The sequence below is a fragment of the Streptomyces sp. NBC_01298 genome, assembly GCF_035978755.1.
Taxonomy (GTDB): domain Bacteria; phylum Actinomycetota; class Actinomycetes; order Streptomycetales; family Streptomycetaceae; genus Streptomyces.
Genome location: NZ_CP108414.1, coordinates 1,558,683 through 1,574,556, shown reverse-complemented (window position 1 = coordinate 1,574,556; position 15,874 = coordinate 1,558,683). Strand labels below are relative to the sequence as shown.

Sequence of the window (15,874 nt, the reverse complement as noted above, 5' to 3'; positions counted from 1 at the left end):
ACGGAGGCCCGCCGGAAGGGGAGGCCCGAGCCCCCGGAAAATGCCGCCGAGACGCCCCCGACCTGGGGCGGAGCCCCACCGGGGACCTCGCCGGGACCCGACTGCCACGGTGGCAGGATCCCATCGGTTCCCGGTCCGGGCGGTACTGGTTCGAGGGGGAGGCGGCGCCCAGGATGAGGGCATGACGAACGAGACCGCACCCGAGACCGCCACCGCCACCGCCACCGAGGCCGCGACCACCGCCACCGCCACCGAGGCCGCCACCACCGCCGCCACCGAGGCGGCGACCACGACCGCGACCGCCGTCGAGATCGCCGCGAACAGCGCCCTCCTGGTCATCGATGTCCAACAGGGCTTCGACGACTCCGACTTCTGGGGGCCGCGCAACAACCCGGCCGCCGAGGGGAACATCGCCGCGCTGATGGACGCCTGGCAGGAGACCGGCCGCCCGGTCGTGCTCGTGCGGCACGCCTCCCGCACCGCCGGATCGGTCCTCGCCCCCGACCAGCCGGGGTACGCCCTCAAGGACTTCGTCGCCGAGCGGGCCGGCGGGGCGGCCCTGCACGTCACCAAGTCCGTGAACTCCTCCTTCTACGGCACCCCGGACCTCGCCGACTGGCTCACCGCCCAGGGCGTCGGACAGCTCGTCATCTCCGGCATCCAGACGAACATGTGCGTCGAGACCACGGCCCGGATGGCCGGGAACCTGGGCTACGAGGTCCTCGTGCCGCTCGACGCCACCCACACCTTCGACCTGGCCGCCGAACCCGGCCCGGACGCGCCCCGGCTGACGGCCGACCAGCTCGCCACCGCCACCGCGGTCAACCTCCAGGGCGGCGGCTTCGCCCGCATCGTCACCACGGCCCAGCTCCTGGCCGCGGCCAAGGCTCAGGCCCAGGCCTGAGCCTGTGCGCCCCGTGGGAGAACGGCCGGCGCCCCGTACACGCCGACGGCCCGGACCCCCGTCAGGGGATCCGGGCCGCCGGACAGGGCGGACGCCTCGTCAGAGGACGTCGGCCGCGATGTTCTGCGCCACCCGCTCCAGCAGCGGCCCCGCGTTCGGGATGCTCACCGCGGGATCCGGCTCGAGGTCCGTGAGCGGGTAGGCCTTGCGGATGCCCGCGGCCTCCAGCGCCTCCTGCGAGAGCAGCAGGCGGCCGCAGACCGCGACGACCGGCTTGCCCGCGGCGCGAGCCGCCGCCGCGACACCGGCCGGAGCCTTGCCGTGGAGCGTCTGCTCGTCCAGCGAACCCTCACCGGTGATGACCAGCGTGGCCCGCTCCAGTGCCGGCGCGAAGCCGAGCACCTCCAGCATCAGCTCGATGCCGGGACGGAACGAGGCGCCGAGCAGCAGGGCCCCGTAGCCGATGCCGCCCGCCCCGCCCGCGCCGGGCGAAACCGCCGCCTCGCCGGCCAGGGAGCCGATCGACTTCTCCAGGACCACCGCGAAGTGCGCCAGCGCCGCGTCCAGCGTCGCCACGTCCTCGGGCGACGCCCCCTTCTGCGGGCCGTAGACCGCCGGAGCGCCCTTCGGACCCGTCAGCGGGTTGTCCACGTCGCTCGCCAGGACGAAGTCGATCTCCTTGATGCGGGGGTCGACGCCCGACAGGTCGGCCGAGGCCAGCCCGGCCAGCGCGCCGCCGCCCGGACCGACGGGTTCACCGTTCGCATCCAGGAACACCGCGCCCAGCGCGGCCAGCATGCCGGCGCCGCCGTCGGTGGTGGCGCTGCCGCCCACACCGAAGACGATCGAGCGCGCTCCCGCGTCGAGTGCGGCCTTCAGCAGTTCGCCGGAGCCGTAGGTGGTCGCCGTCAGCGGGGCGAAGACACCCGCCGGCAGCAGCTGGAGGCCGGAGGCCTCCGCCATCTCGACCACCGCGGTGCCCTCGCGCAGCGCGAAAGCGGCCGTGACCTGGTCACCGAGCGGTCCGGTGACCCGTACCTCCCGGCGTTCGAAACCGGCCGCCACAGCGGCCGCGACCGTACCGTCGCCGCCGTCCGCGACGGGGAGGGTCTCGATCTCCACGCCCGGTACGGCCTTGCGAAGGCCGGCCGTGACCCGCTCCGCGACCTGAACGGCCGTGAGCGAGCCCTTGAATTTGTCCGCGGCGATGAGCACGCGCGCGGTCTCAGTTACTGCTCCGTCCGTCACCTTGCTAATCCCTTGCTATCGAACAGTGCAGTCGCGCCACCCATGAGCCTATCCGGAGGATCCTCCTATGCCCATGCGTGGCCTGGGCCACACACGGCGCGGCATGCCCCTAAATAGGGATATACGCCTGCATAGTGTGGCCGCATGAGCACGGATTCACTGGAACAGCCACGTCCGGATTCCCCAGGTGGCGGGTCGCAGGGCCCCGGCGACGGCACGGACGGCGCTCCCGACCTCACCGTCGTCACCATCGGGGTGATCGCGGTCCTGGCGGTCGTCGCCTGGGCTGCGCTGGGCAAGAGTTCCTTCGACTCGGCGTCGAGCACCGCACTGGCCTGGGTGCTGAGCAACTTCGCGTGGCTCTTCGTGATCGCCGCCGATGTGTTCCTCGTCATGTGCGTCGTGCTCGCGATCAGCCGCTTCGGCCGGATCCGCCTCGGCAGGGACGACTCGGAGCCGGAGTTCACGAACCTCGCGTGGATCGCGATGATGTTCAGCGCCGGCATGGGCATCGGGCTGATGTTCTACGGGGTGGGCGAGCCGCTCACCCACTACCTGAACCCGCCCCCGGCCTCGGGCGCGGCGCCCGGCACCGGCGACGCGGCCCGCGCCGCGCTCGACTACTCCTTCTTCCACTGGACCCTCACCCCCTGGGCGATCTACGGCATCGCCGGCCTCGCCCTCGCCTACGCGACCTTCCGCAAGGGCCGCGGCAACCGCCTCAGCTCCGCCTTCGTCCCCCTCATGGGCGAGGAGCGCGCCAACGGCTGGCAGGGCAAGGCCATCGACCTGCTCGCCGTCTTCGCGACCGTCTTCGGCACCGCGACCAGCCTCGGCCTCGGCGCCCTCCAGGTGGCCAAGGGGCTCAACATCACGACGGGGATCGAGGACTCGACCACGGTCGAGCTGATCATCATCGGATCCCTGTCGGCCGCCTTCGTGCTCTCCGCCTTCTCCGGGCTGCACAAGGGCGTCAAATGGCTCAGCACGATCAACATCGTGCTCGCCGCGGCCCTGATGGCCTTCGTCTTCGTCCTCGGCCCGACGGTCTACATCCTCGACGTGATCCCGGCGAGCATCGGCAGCTACCTGCACGAACTCCTCCCGATGGCCACCCGCACCGGCGCCTTCACCGACAGTGAGTGGCTCGGCGCGTGGACGATCTTCTACTGGGCGTGGTGGCTCTCCTGGGCACCCTTCGTCGGCACCTTCATCGCCCGCATCTCGCGCGGCCGCACCATCCGCGAGTTCCTCGTCGGCGTGCTCCTGGTGCCCAGCGGCGCCACCGTCGTCTGGTTCTGCGTCATGGGCGGCACCGCGATCCGCCTCGACTCCACCGGCGTCGCCGACATGGCCGCCAAGGCCAAGGAGGGCACCGAGGCCACGCTCTTCGCGATGCTCGACGCGCTCCCGCTCGGCACGGTCACCTCGTGGATCGCGATGCTCCTGGTGATGACGTACTTCGTCACCAGCGCCGACTCCGCCTCCCTCGTCATGGGCTCCCTCACCAGCCGCGGCTCCCTGCACCCGCCGACCTGGCTCGTGGTCACCTGGGGCGTGCTGATGGCCTCCGTGGCCGCCGTGCTCCTCGTCGCGGGCGGCCTGAAGTCCCTCCAGACGGCCACCATCCTGGTCGCGCTGCCCTTCGTGGTGGTGATGCTGGTCCTGTGCTGGGCCCTGGTGAAGGAGCTGCGGGAGGACCCGGGCGCGGGCCCGGTCCGCCACCACGCCCTGCACGGGCTCCGGGACGCGGTCAAGGCCATGGTCGGCGACGCCATCACCGAGCAGGGCCCGGCCCGCCACCCCCGCCTGCGCCGCGTGGCGGAGTCGAGGAACCGCGACCGGGAGGACGGCTCCGGCGGCGGAAGCGCCGGCGGCACGGGCGGCGGAACCGGTGGAGGCACCGGCGGCGGGTCCACCCCGGAAGGGTGATCCCCACGGGCCCGGGGCGGCTGGGTAGGGTTGCGCGGTGACCACCACCACGGATGACTACGCCACCTACATCGCGAGCCTGCCCCGGGTGCTGGCCGGAGCGGCCGCCCTGTTCCGGGACGCCGAGGGCCGGGTGCTCCTCGTGGAGCCCAACTACCGGGAGGGCTGGGCCCTGCCGGGCGGCACCATCGAGTCGGACACGGGGGAGTCCCCGCGTACGGCCGCCCGCCGGGAGAGCGCCGAGGAGATCGGCATCGACGTGCCGCTCGGCCGGCTCCTCGCCGTCGACTGGTCGACCGGCCCGGGCCGGCCCCCGCTCGTCGCCTACCTCTACGACGGCGGCGTGCTCGACGCCGCACAGCTCGCCTCCGTCAAGCTCCAGGAGGAGGAGCTTCTCTCGTGGCGGCTCGTGGATCCGGCCGAGCTGACGGACCATCTGCTCGGCTCCCTGGGCCTGCGCACCCAGGAGGCGTACCGCGTGCTGCTCTCCGGCGAGGGCACCGTGGAGCTGGAGAACGGCCGCGGGCCGCAGGCCTCGTAGCCCCTTCCGCTCGTTATTCCGTGCCTACACCGAGCAGGACAGAATTCAGCAGATGATCACGATGTACGCCTGGCCCAGTACCGCCGACGGGCCCGACGCCCTGCCCATGGTCCACTTCACCACCGACCAGCAGGAGAGCGGCGAGGTCACCCCCGAGGGGGTCCCGGTCTGGATGTTCGACACGGCGATCCGCGACGGCGGCTGGGCGCAGTTCACCGACTTCGAGGCCTGGTCCGTACCGGCCGAGGGCTGGCAGGCCTTCTACCGCCGCGAGGACGACGTCCTCGCCGTCACCGGCCCCGGCGCCTGCGAGGGCTGGTACCAGGGCGGCCTCGGCGCCGACGCCGACTGGGTCGGCGCGGCCGCCGCCCAGCAGAGCGTGGTCCTGCTCGCGGCCCCCGTCCAGCACCCGTCCCTGTACGCCTACGCGGTCGAGGCCGGCGCCGGCTTCGCGCTGCTCGTCCCGCTGGTGGTCATCTAGCCGTGAGTTCCCTCCCCCTCCCCGCGGACCCGACGGTGCTCCACCCGATCCCCGGCCAGCCGCGCGTGGTCCTGCTGAAGCCGCTGGTCACCTCGCCGCTGATCGAGGTGGGGGAGTACTCCTACTACGACGACCCGGACGACCCCACCGCCTTCGAGACCCGCAACGTGCTCTACCACTACGGGCCGGAGAAGCTGGTCATCGGGAAGTTCTGCGCACTGGGCACCGGGGTCCGCTTCCTCATGAACGGCGCCAACCACCGCATGGACGGCCCCTCCACCTTCCCGTTCCCCATCATGGGCGGGTCCTGGGCCGAGCACTCCGACCTGCTCGCCGGCCTGCCCGGCCGGGGCGACACCGTCGTCGGCAACGACGTCTGGTTCGGCTACGGGGCCACGGTCATGCCCGGGGTGCGCATCGGACACGGCGCGATCGTCGCCGCCGGGGCCGTGGTCGTGGACGACGTCCCCGACTACGGGATCGTCGGCGGCAACCCCGCCACCCTGATCCGGACCCGCCACACCGACGGGGAGATCGCCCGCCTGCTCGCCCTGGCCTGGTGGGACTGGCCCGTGGAGCACCTCACCCGGCACGTCCGTACCGTCATGTCCGGCACCGTCGCGGACCTGGAGGCCGTCGCACCGGGGGCTCGCTAGTGACCTGAGTCAGAGATTCGGTGGCAGTAGGCGGCGACTTTGTCGAGGATCTCGTCGGCTGTCTTCGTCCAGAGGAAGGGCTTGGGCTGGTCGTTCCAGTCGGCCAGCCATGAACGGATGTCGCGCTCGAGAGCCTGGACGGAGCGGTGGACTCCACGCTTGAGCTTCTTCTGGGTGAGCTCGGCGAACCACCGCTCCACCAGGTTCAGCCACGACGCACTCGTCGGTGTGAAGTGCAGGTGGAACCGCGGGTGTGCCAGCAGCCATTTCTTGATGTCCGGCGTCTTGTGGGTCGCATAGTTGTCGAGGATCAGATGGATCTGAAGATCCGCCGGCACTTCTTTGTCGATCTTGGCCAGGAACTTCTTGAACTCGGCGGCCCGGTGGCGGCGGTGGAGAGACCCGATGACCTTGCCGGTGGCGACCTCCAGGGCCGCGAAGAGGGTGGTTGTGCCGGCGCGGATGTAGTCGTGACTGCGGCGCTCTGGAACGCCAGGCATCATCGGCAGGACCGGCTGGGACCGGTCCAGGGCCTGGATCTGCGACTTCTCATCCACGCAGAGGACCAGAGCCTTCTCCGGCGGGTCCAGGTAGAGGCCGACCACGTCGCGGACCTTGTCGATGAACAGCGGGTCCGTCGACAGCTTGAACGTCTGCGAACGATGCGGAGCCAGCGCGAACGCCCGCCAGATCCTTGAGACGGTCGACTGCGACATTCCCGTGGCCGCGGCCATCGACCTCGTCGACCAGTGCGTCGCGTTCTTCGGCGTCTCTTCCAGTGTTTTGACGATCACCCGCTCGACATCAGCGTCGGTGATCTTCCGCGGGACACCCGGCCGCGGCTCGTCGCCCAGCCCGTCCAGGCCGTGCTCCAGAAACCGCCGCCGCCAGGTGCGGACCGTGTCCGGCGCGATCCCAAGCCGCCGCGAAACTTCCATCACCGAATGCCCGCCCGCGCACTCCAGCACGATCCGCGACCGCTGAGCCAGAGCCTGAGCTGTCGAACGACGACGTAACCAGCCCTCCAGCACAGCACGCTGGGCATCAGTCACCGACAACGGCGGAATCTTCGGACCGGGACGACTCATGCCGAACTAACGACAAACCTCAGACTCAGGTCACTAGGGGGTCTCCCCTAGAGCTGCTCGGCCCCGGACTCGAAGGCCAGCAGGCGTACCTTGCGGTCGATGCCGCCTCCGTAGCCCGTCATGGAGCCGGAGGCCCCGATGACGCGGTGGCACGGCACGATGATGCCGACCGGGTTCTTCCCGTTGGCCAGGCCGACCGCGCGCGAGGCGTTCGGCTTGCCCAGCTTGGCGGCCAGTTCCCCGTAGGACCAGGTCTGCCCGTAGGGGATCCGTACGAGCTGCTCCCAGACGCTGCGCTGGAACTCGGTGCCCTCCAGCCTGACCGGCAGGTCGAAGGCGGTGAGCTCCCCGGCGAAGTACGCGGTCAGCTGCCGCACCACCTCAGGGAAGGGCGCCTCGCCTTCCGCGACGCGCTCCCCGAAGGCCTCCTCGGCCGGGCGGTGGCGCTGCCCGGTCATGTAGAGCCCGCAGAGGACCCCGTCGGCGGCGACGAGGGTGAGCGGCCCGTAGGGGCTGTCCACGACGGTGTGCTGCTTGGCGGTACTGCTGCTCATGATGCTCGTACTCCTCGGAAGTCGGTGGGGTGGGATCGGGATCGGGATCGGGATCGGGATCGGGGTCAGACGGGCAGGACGTTGATGGCGTGGTCCTCGGTGGCCCACAGGTACTGCACGGCGTACGCGCGCCAGGGCCGCCAGTGCGCCGCGCGGGCGGTCAGTGCCGCGGGCGTGGAGGGCAGGCCGAGCCCCTTCGCGGCCCGCCGGATGCCCAGGTCGGCCGGGATGAAGGCGTCGGGGTCGCCCAGGGCCCGCATCGCGATGATCTCGGTGGTCCACGGCCCGAAACCCGGCAGCGCCCCCAGCCGTGCGCGGGCCGCCTCCCAGTCGCTGTCGATCCCGAGCGGGAGCGAGCCGTCGGCCAGGGCCGAGACCAGCGTGGTGAAGGTGGTCCGCCGGCTGCGCGGCATGGCCAGGGACTCCGGGTCCATCCCGGCCAGGGCCTGCGAGGTGGGGAACAGGTGCGTCAGCCCGCCCTCGGGGTCGGGATCGGCCACCGGCTCGCCCAGGGCGCGCACCAGACGGGCCGCGTGCGTACGGGCCGCCGCGGTCGACACCTGCTGGCCGAGGACGGCCCGTACGGCGAACTCCTCCGCGTCGACGGTGCGCGGCACCCGGCGGCCGGGAGCCTTGGCCACGAGCGGGGCCAGCAGCGGGTCGGCGCTCAGCTGCTCGTCCACGGCCTCGGGGTCCGCGTCGAGGTCCAGGAGCCGGCGGCAGCGGCTGATGGCGATGGTGAGGTCGCGCAGGTCGGTGAGGGCGAGCTTGCAGCCGATGTGGTCGGGCCGCGGCGTGAGGGCGACGACACCGGTGCCGTACGGCAGCCGCAGCGTGCGGCGGTAGGCGCCGGCCCGCCACTCCTCGACCCCGGGGACCGCGGTCGCGGCGAGGTGTCCGAAGAGGTTGTCGGGGGTCAGCGGGGCGCGGAAGGGGAGCCGCAGGCTGATGGTGCCGGGCACCTGGGCGCTGCCGGCTCCGGCTCCGGCACCCGGGGCGGCCCCCCGGCCCGCGGCCCGCGTCCGGAGCTCGCTCGGGGCCAGGGCGAACACCTCGCGGACGGTGTCGTTGAAGGTCCGGATCGAGGAGAACCCGGCGGCGAAGGCGATGTCGCCCATGGGGAGCCCGGAAGTCTCGATCAGCAGCCGGGCGGTCTGCGCGCGCTGGGCCCTGGCCAGGGCGAGGGGCCCGGCGCCGAGCTCGGCGTTCAGCTGGCGCTCCACCTGCCGGGAGGAGTACCCGAGCCGGGTGGCGAGCCCGGGGACGCCCTCGCGGTCGACCACGCCGTCCTGGATGAGGCGCATGGCACGGGCGACGGCGTCGGCGCGGGCGTTCCACTCGGGGGAGCCGGGCGAGGTGTCGGGCCGGCACCGCTTGCAGGCCCGGTACCCGCTCTGCTGGCAGGCGGCGGCGCTGGGCAGGAAGGTCATGTTCTCGACCTTGGGCGGTACGGCGGGGCAGCTGGGGCGGCAGTAGATCCCGGTGGTCCTGACGGCGGTGAAGAACCATCCGTCGAACCGGGCGTCCTTCGACTGGACGGCCCGTACGCAACGCTCCTTATCGGTGTACATGGCTCCCATCCTCCTGGGCGGGCCGTCCCCGGGCTGGCGGTTTTCCGACACCAAGCGTACGCGTGGCCCGCGCTCCGCCTCCGGCCCGCCGCCCCTTCCCCGCTCCTCAAACGCCGGCGAGGCTGGATGCGGCCGACGCCGGCGAAAATCCAGCCCCTCCGGCGTTTGAGGAGCGGGGGTCCCGGGGGCTGGCCCCCGGCAACGGCGCCGCACCCGGGAACGGGTCCGGGGCGGAGCTCCGGGGAACGGGCGAAGGGCGGGTAGGGGACCCAGCCCACACACAGCGGCGTAGGCGCCCCCGGCACACAGAAGGGCCCCCGGCCGCCTGTACGGCGGCCGGGGGCCCTTGCGTGCGTGCGGTGGAGGCTACGGGGCCTGGGTGGCCCTCGCCTCGCGACGGTTGTGGCGGAACGTGTTCGCGCGACGGGTCGTCGCGAACAGCGGGATGGTCGCCGCCAGAGCGATCTGCAGCGCGCAGCCGGTCTGGAGCAGCAGCCCGCCGCCCGGCGCGTCGAACGCCCACGCGGCCAGCAGACCCATCGCCGCGACGATCCAGCTCAGCATCGCCACCGCGAGGACACCCCGCGGCTTGGGGTACTCGACCCGGCTCACCATCAGCCAGGCCACGCCGACGATCGCCAGCAGGGTCGGGATGAACGGCAGCTCCAGCAGCACGATCGAGACGACCGTCAGCGCACCGAAGGGGCTCGGCATGCCCTGGAACATGCCGTCCTTCATCGCCACGCAGCTGAATCTCGCGAGGCGCAGGACGACCGCCAGCAGGACCACGATCGCCGCCAGCGCCGACATCTTCTGCACGGCGTCATCGGCGACCATGCCGTAGACGAGCACGAAGTACGCCGGAGCCAGCCCGAAGCTGATCAGGTCGGACAGGTTGTCCAGCTCCGCGCCCATCGGCGAGCTGCGCAGCTTGCGGGCCACGATGCCGTCGAAGAGGTCGAAGACCGCGGCGAGCAGCATCAGTATCACGGCGGTGGCCGCGCTGCTGCGGGCCATGCCCGACTCGCCGCTGCCGGTGAGGTGCGGGATGAGGATTCCGGTGGTGGTGAAGTACACCGCCATGAATCCGCAGGTCGCGTTGCCGAGGGTGAGGGTGTCCGCTATCGACAGCCGCAGTGACAGCGGCATGTCGTCCTCGGTGGACTCCTCCTCGGCAGCCTCCGGCACCCAGCCGGTCGCCGGCGTCGCCGGGGTCTCAGGTTCAGTCACGGTCAATTCGGGTCACCCCCGCGGTGGTGGCCTGTCCGACCTCGACCGCGACCTCGACGCCCTCGGGGAGGTAGATGTCGACGCGGGAGCCGAAGCGGATCAGACCGATGCGTTCGCCCTGCTCCACCTTGGTGCCGGCCGGCAGGTACGGGACGATGCGACGGGCGACGGCGCCGGCGATCTGCACCATCTCGATGTCGCCGAGTTCGGTGTCGAAGTGCCAGACGACGCGCTCGTTGTTCTCGCTCTCCTTGTTGAACGCCGGAACGAATCCACCGGGGACGTGCTCCACGGACGTCACCGTGCCCGCGAGGGGCGCGCGGTTGACGTGGACGTTCAGGGGGCTCATGAAGATCGCGACGCGGGTGCGTCCGTCCTTCCACGGCATGATGCTCTGCACCACACCGTCGGCGGGCGAGATGACCCTGCCCTGCGTGATCTCACGCTCGGGGTCGCGGAAGAACCACAGCATGCCCGCCGCGAGCGCGGTGGTGGGCACGGCCACGGCCGCCCAGCGTCCGGACTTGCGGGCCCGGACGAGGCTGACGGCGGCGGTGGCGACGGTCGGCAGAAGCCACGGCGATGCTCCGCGCGCGAGGCGTCCACCGAGGAGGCCGACGCGAGGTGCAGAGGTTTGGCTGTGGGGCATGGATGACCTTCGTAGCGGGTGATGCCGCGCCGCAAACGGGGGGACGGGACGGCGGCTTTACTGGAATGCTATCGGTTGCGCGCAACAACTGGGCAAGCCAGAAGCCGAGTCGATGGCCGTGAGCCAGTGACTGCTAGTGACCCTTTCGCGGGAAACCACTGGATGATTTACCCCAAAAGGGACTTTCAGCCCTGGAGCCGGTACTCCTCGAGCAGGCGTCGCCCGATGATCATTTTCTGGATCTCGGCGGTACCTTCACCGATGAGCAGCATGGGCGCCTCGCGGTAGAGACGCTCGATCTCGTACTCCTTCGAGAAGCCGTAGCCACCGTGGATACGGAACGCGTCCTCCACCACCTCCTTGCAGTACTCGGAGGCGAGGTACTTCGCCATCCCTGCTTCGAGGTCGTTTCGTTCCCCGGAGTCCTTTTTGCGTGCTGCATTGACCATCATCGCATGGGCGGCTTCGACCTTGGTAGCCATCTCGGCCAGCTTGAACTGGATCGCCTGGTGCTCGGCGATGGCCTTGCCGAAAGTGTGACGTTGCTGGGCATAAGAGACACCGAGCTCGAACGCACGCTGTGCGACGCCGCAGCCACGGGCCGCCACGTTGACGCGGCCGACCTCGACCCCGTCCATCATTTGGTAAAACCCTCGGCCGGTCTCGCCGCCGAGGACCCGATTGGCCGGAATGCGCAGTCCGTCCATGATGAGCTCGGTCGTGTCGACGCCCTTGTAGCCCATCTTGTCGATCTTGCCCGGGATGGTCAGGCCGGGCCGGACCTCACCGAAGCCGGCCTCCTTCTCCACGAGGAAGGTCGTCATCGACTTGTGGGGCGCGGTGCCCTCCGGGTGTCCTTCGTCACTGCGCACCAGAACGGCCACCAGCGTGGACGTGCCGCCGTTCGTCAGCCACATCTTCTGGCCGTTCAGGACGTACTCGTCACCGTCCTTCACCGCCTTCGAGGTGATGGCCGACACATCGGAGCCGAGCCCCGGCTCGGACATCGAGAACGCGCCGCGCACCTCGCCCAGGGCCATCCGCGGGAGGAAGTACTCCCGCTGCTCCTGCGTTCCGTGCTGCTTGAGCATGTACGCCACGATGAAGTGCGTGTTGATGATGCCCGAGACGGACATCCAGCCGCGCGCGATCTCCTCGACGCACAGCGCGTAGGTGAGCAGCGACTCACCCAGGCCGCCGTACTCCTCCGGGATCATCAGGCCGAAGAGGCCGAGTTCCTTGAGGCCGTCGACGATCTGCTGCGGGTATTCGTCCCGGTGCTCCAGCTCGGTCGCGACCGGGATGATCTCCTTGTCGACGAACTCCCGGACGGTCTTGAGGATGTCCCTCTGGTCGTCCGTCAGGCCGGCGGTCTGGGCAAGTCGGCTCATGGTTCTACTTCCCCTGTTCCTTCAGCGTGGGGCGGCCGGGCTGCTCGCCGCCGCGCTCCTTGATGTACGTCTCGGTCGGGACCATCACCTTGCGCCGGAAGACGCAGACGAGGGTGCCGTCCTGCTTGTAGCCCTTGGTCTCCACGTAGACGATGCCGCGGTCGTTCTTCGACTTCGACGGGGTCTTGTCGAGGACCGTGGTCTCGCCGTAGATCGTGTCCCCGTGGAAGGTCGGCGCCACGTGCCGCAGCGACTCGATCTCCAGGTTGGCGATGGCCTTGCCGGAGACGTCCGGCACCGACATGCCCAGCAGCAGCGAGTAGATGTAGTTGCCCACGACGACGTTCTTGCCGAAGTCGGTGGTGTTCTCCGCGTAGTTGCTGTCCATGTGGAGCGGGTGGTGGTTCATGGTCAGCAGACAGAAGAGGTGGTCGTCGTACTCGGTGACCGTCTTTCCGGGCCAGTGCTTGTAGACCGCGCCGATCTCGAACTCTTCGTAGGTGCGTCCGAACTGCATGGTGCTACGCCTCCGGGATCTCGAACTTGGTGGTGCGCTGCATGCCCGCGGCGCGGCCCTTGCCCGAGATGACCAGCGCCATCTTGCGGCTGGCCTCGTCGATCATCTCGTCGCCGAGCATCGCCGAGCCCTTCTTGCCGCCGGCCTCGGAGGTGCACCAGTCGTACGCGTCGAGGATCAGCTCGGCGTGGTCGTAGTCCTCCTGGGAGGGGGAGAAGACCTCGTTGGCCGCGTCGACCTGGCCGGGGTGCAGCACCCACTTGCCGTCGAAGCCGAGGGCCGCCGCGCGCCCGGCGACCTCGCGGTAGCCGTCGACGTTCTTGATCTGGAGGAAGGGGCCGTCGATCGCCTGGAGGTCGTGCATGCGGGCCGCCATCAGGATCCGCATCAGGATGTAGTGGTAGGCGTCCGCGCCGTAGCCGGGCGGCTGCATGCCCACGACCAGGGACTTCATGTTGATGGAGGCCATGAAGTCGGCCGGTCCGAAGATGATGGTCTCCAGCCGCGGCGAGGCGCCGGCGATCGCGTCGACGTTCACCAGGCCCTTGGCGTTCTCGATCTGCGCCTCGATGCCGATCTTGCCGACCTCGAAGCCCATCGTCTTCTCGATCTGCGTCAGCAGGAGGTCGAGCGCCACGACCTGCTGGGCGTCCTGGACCTTCGGCAGCATGATGCAGTCGAGGTTCTGGCCGGCGCCCTCGACGACCGTGATCACGTCGCGGTACGTCCAGTGCGTGGTCCAGTCGTTGACGCGCACCACGCGGGTCTTGCCGGTCCAGTCGCCCTGGTTCAGCGCGTCCACGATCGTGTGGCGGGCGCCCTCCTTGGCGAGCGGGGCGCAGGCGTCCTCCAGGTCGAGGAAGACCTGGTCGGCCGGCAGGCCCTGGGCCTTCTCCAGGAACCGGGGGTTGGAACCCGGCACCGCGAGGCAGGAGCGGCGCGGCCGCAGCCGGTTGACCGGGGAAGGGGGCGTGGTCATGCGGGGACCTCCGTGCTTGCGGTGATGTCGGTGAAAGCGGTGTCGGCGGCGTCGCCGATCGGGTGGAGCTTGTTCGCCTTGCGGATCTCGTCGACGATTTTGCCGATGATCTCCGTGATGCCGAAGTCCTTCGGGGTGAAGACCGCCGCCACCCCGGCCTCCTTGAGCGCCACGGCGTCGGCATTCGGAATGATGCCTCCGAGGACCACCGGGATGTCACCCGCCCCCGCCGCGCGCAGGCGTTCCAGCACGTCGGGGACGAGCGCGCTGTGCGAGCCGGACAGGATGGACAGTCCCACGCAGTGGACGTCCTCGGCCAGGGCCGCCGAGGAGATCTCCTCGGGGGTGAGCCGGATGCCCTGGTAGACCACCTCGAAGCCGGCGTCGCGGGCCCGTACGGCGATCTGCTCGGCGCCGTTGGAGTGCCCGTCCAGGCCGGGCTTGCCGACCAGCAGGCGCAGCCGGCCGGATCCCAGCTCGTCGGCCGTACGGGAGACCTTCGCGCGGACGAGGGCCATGGGGGTTCCCTCCTCGGCGGTCACGGCCACCGGGGCCGAGGAGACCCCGGTCGGCGCCCGGAACTCCCCGAACACCTCGCGCAGGGCGCTCGACCACTCGCCGGTGGTGACACCGGCGCGGGCGCACTCCAGGGTGGCCTCCATGAGGTTCTCGTCCCCGGCGGCGGCCTCCTTCAGCCGGTCCAGGGCCTGCATGACGGTGGGGAAGACGAACGGGTCGCCGCCGCCCTGCCGGTCCGAGGACTCCTGGCGCTCGGCCTTCCAGCGGCCGATGCGCTCGACGGTCTGGGCCTCCAGGGCCCCGTCCACCGTCATGATGGCGCCGTCGAGGTCCGCGGTGAGCGGGTTCTCCTCGGTCTGCTGGAAGCAGTTGACGCCGACGATCTTGTCCTGGCCGTCCTCGATCCGGGCCCGCCGCTCGGCGTGCGAGGAGACCAGCTCGCCCTTGAGGTACCCGGACTCGACGGCGGCCATCGCGCCGCCCATCTCCTGGATCCGGTCGATCTCGGCCAGGCACTCGGTCACCAGGGACTCGACCTTGGCCTCGATCACGTGCGACCCGGCGAAGATGTCCTCGTACTCCAGCAGGTCGCTCTCGTGGGCCAGGACCTGCTGGATGCGCAGCGACCACTGCTGGTCCCAGGGCCGGGGCAGGCCCAGCGCCTCGTTCCAGGCGGGCAGCTGCACGGCGCGGGCGCGGGCGTCCTTGGAGAGGGTCACCGCGAGCATCTCCAGCACGATCCGCTGGACGTTGTTCTCCGGCTGTGCCTCGGTCAGGCCCAGGGAGTTGACCTGGACCCCGTACCGGAAGCGGCGCTGCTTCTCGTTCTCGATGCCGTAGCGCTCGCGGGTGACCTTGTCCCAGATGCGGCCGAAGGCGCGCATCTTGCACATCTCCTCGATGAAGCGGACGCCCGCGTTCACGAAGAAGGAGATCCGGGCGACGACCTCGCCGAACCGCTCCTCGGGCACCTGGCCCGAGTCGCGCACCGAGTCCAGGACCGCGATGGCCGTGGACATCGCGTACGAGATCTCCTGGACGGGCGTGGCCCCGGCCTCCTGGAGGTGGTACGAGCAGATGTTGATCGGGTTCCACTTCGGGATGTGGTTGACCGTGTACGCGATCATGTCCGTCGTCAGTCGGAGCGAGGGCCCGGGCGGGAAGACGTGCGTCCCGCGCGAGAGGTACTCCTTGACGATGTCGTTCTGGGTGGTGCCCTGGAGCTGGGCGATGTCCGCGCCCTGCTCCTCGGCGGCCACCTGGTAGAGCGCCAGCAGCCACATGGCGGTGGCGTTGATCGTCATCGAGGTGTTCATCTGCTCCAGGGGGATGTCCTGGAACAGCCGCCGCATGTCGCCCAGATGGGAGACCGGGACCCCGACCCGGCCGACCTCGCCGCGGGCGAGGATGTGGTCGGGGTCGTAGCCGGTCTGCGTCGGCAGGTCGAACGCGACCGACAGGCCGGTCTGGCCCTTGGCGAGGTTGCGGCGGTACAGCTCGTTGGACGCCTCGGCCGTGGAGTGGCCGGCGTACGTCCGCATGAGCCACGGACGGTCCTTCTGGCGCTCTGTCATCTCAGGCTGTCCCTTTGGCCTTTGAGGGGATTCTCAGATG

General features: G+C 70.4%; 15 protein-coding genes. 5 read left to right on the top strand and 10 right to left on the bottom strand.

Translation table 11 applies throughout. The annotated features are described in order from the left end of the window. Nucleotides 1-181: 181 nt before the first annotated feature. Nucleotides 182-904 carry a cysteine hydrolase family protein gene (locus OG730_RS07235; RefSeq protein ID WP_327303420.1) on the top strand — a complete coding sequence of 241 codons (723 nt, stop codon included), beginning with the start codon at nt 182-184 and terminating at the stop codon, nt 902-904. A 99-nt stretch (nt 905-1,003) separates the two neighbouring features. On the opposite strand, the gene OG730_RS07230 is transcribed toward OG730_RS07235, so the two are convergent. Then, nucleotides 1,004-2,152, bottom strand: a complete 1,149-nt coding sequence (locus OG730_RS07230) for a glycerate kinase (RefSeq protein ID WP_327303419.1) — start codon at nt 2,150-2,152, stop codon at nt 1,004-1,006. A 144-nt stretch (nt 2,153-2,296) separates the two neighbouring features. Here OG730_RS07230 and OG730_RS07225 point away from each other — a divergent pair, with 144 nt between their 5' ends. Genes OG730_RS07225 through OG730_RS07210 form a run of 4 tightly spaced genes read left to right on the top strand, consistent with a single transcriptional unit; the run spans nt 2,297 to nt 5,762 of the window. Further along, nucleotides 2,297-4,084 carry a BCCT family transporter gene (locus tag OG730_RS07225; protein WP_327303418.1) on the top strand — a complete coding sequence of 596 codons (1,788 nt, stop codon included), beginning with the start codon at nt 2,297-2,299 and terminating at the stop codon, nt 4,082-4,084. Between the two features lie 37 nt (nt 4,085-4,121). Next, complete coding sequence (locus OG730_RS07220) at nt 4,122-4,625, top strand: NUDIX domain-containing protein (protein ID WP_327303417.1); 504 nt, start codon at nt 4,122-4,124, stop codon at nt 4,623-4,625. A 52-nt stretch (nt 4,626-4,677) separates the two neighbouring features. Continuing rightward, nucleotides 4,678-5,106 (top strand): hypothetical protein, encoded by a 429-nt coding sequence (locus tag OG730_RS07215; protein ID WP_327303416.1) that lies wholly within the window; start codon nt 4,678-4,680, stop codon nt 5,104-5,106. Between the two features lie 2 nt (nt 5,107-5,108). Beyond that, on the top strand, nt 5,109-5,762 hold the full coding sequence (locus OG730_RS07210; RefSeq protein WP_327303415.1) for a CatB-related O-acetyltransferase: 654 nt from the start codon (nt 5,109-5,111) through the stop codon (nt 5,760-5,762). Here OG730_RS07210 and OG730_RS07205 read toward each other — a convergent pair. The 9 genes from OG730_RS07205 to OG730_RS07165 form a co-directional block, all read right to left on the bottom strand. After that, on the bottom strand, nt 5,759-6,850 hold the full coding sequence (locus tag OG730_RS07205; RefSeq protein ID WP_327302643.1) for an IS630 family transposase: 1,092 nt from the start codon (nt 6,848-6,850) through the stop codon (nt 5,759-5,761). The two genes, OG730_RS07210 and OG730_RS07205, sit on opposite strands and share 4 nt — an antisense overlap. 47 nt (nt 6,851-6,897) lie before the next feature. Continuing rightward, nucleotides 6,898-7,404, bottom strand: coding sequence for a methylated-DNA--[protein]-cysteine S-methyltransferase (locus OG730_RS07200; protein WP_327303414.1), 507 nt, complete (start codon nt 7,402-7,404; stop codon nt 6,898-6,900). A 65-nt stretch (nt 7,405-7,469) separates the two neighbouring features. Next, on the bottom strand, nt 7,470-8,975 hold the full coding sequence (locus OG730_RS07195) for an AlkA N-terminal domain-containing protein (RefSeq protein ID WP_327303413.1): 1,506 nt from the start codon (nt 8,973-8,975) through the stop codon (nt 7,470-7,472). Between the two features lie 366 nt (nt 8,976-9,341). Beyond that, entirely contained in the window at nt 9,342-10,124 is a 783-nt protein-coding gene (pssA, locus tag OG730_RS07190) for a CDP-diacylglycerol--serine O-phosphatidyltransferase (protein WP_266912559.1), read from the bottom strand. A gap of 73 nt (nt 10,125-10,197) precedes the next feature. Continuing rightward, entirely contained in the window at nt 10,198-10,854 is a 657-nt protein-coding gene (locus tag OG730_RS07185; RefSeq protein ID WP_266885018.1) for a phosphatidylserine decarboxylase, read from the bottom strand. A 185-nt stretch (nt 10,855-11,039) separates the two neighbouring features. Then, nucleotides 11,040-12,245 (bottom strand): acyl-CoA dehydrogenase family protein, encoded by a 1,206-nt coding sequence (locus OG730_RS07180; RefSeq protein WP_327303412.1) that lies wholly within the window; start codon nt 12,243-12,245, stop codon nt 11,040-11,042. 4 nt (nt 12,246-12,249) lie between these two features. Further along, complete coding sequence (locus OG730_RS07175; RefSeq protein ID WP_053681718.1) at nt 12,250-12,762, bottom strand: MaoC family dehydratase; 513 nt, start codon at nt 12,760-12,762, stop codon at nt 12,250-12,252. A 4-nt stretch (nt 12,763-12,766) separates the two neighbouring features. Next, complete coding sequence (locus OG730_RS07170; protein WP_327303411.1) at nt 12,767-13,741, bottom strand: HpcH/HpaI aldolase/citrate lyase family protein; 975 nt, start codon at nt 13,739-13,741, stop codon at nt 12,767-12,769. Continuing rightward, the gene (locus OG730_RS07165) at nt 13,738-15,834 is read right to left on the bottom strand and encodes an ethylmalonyl-CoA mutase (RefSeq protein ID WP_327303410.1); all 2,097 of its coding nucleotides are present in this window, start codon (nt 15,832-15,834) and stop codon (nt 13,738-13,740) included. The genes OG730_RS07170 and OG730_RS07165 overlap by 4 nt, the downstream gene beginning before the upstream one ends. Nucleotides 15,835-15,874 lie beyond the last annotated feature (40 nt).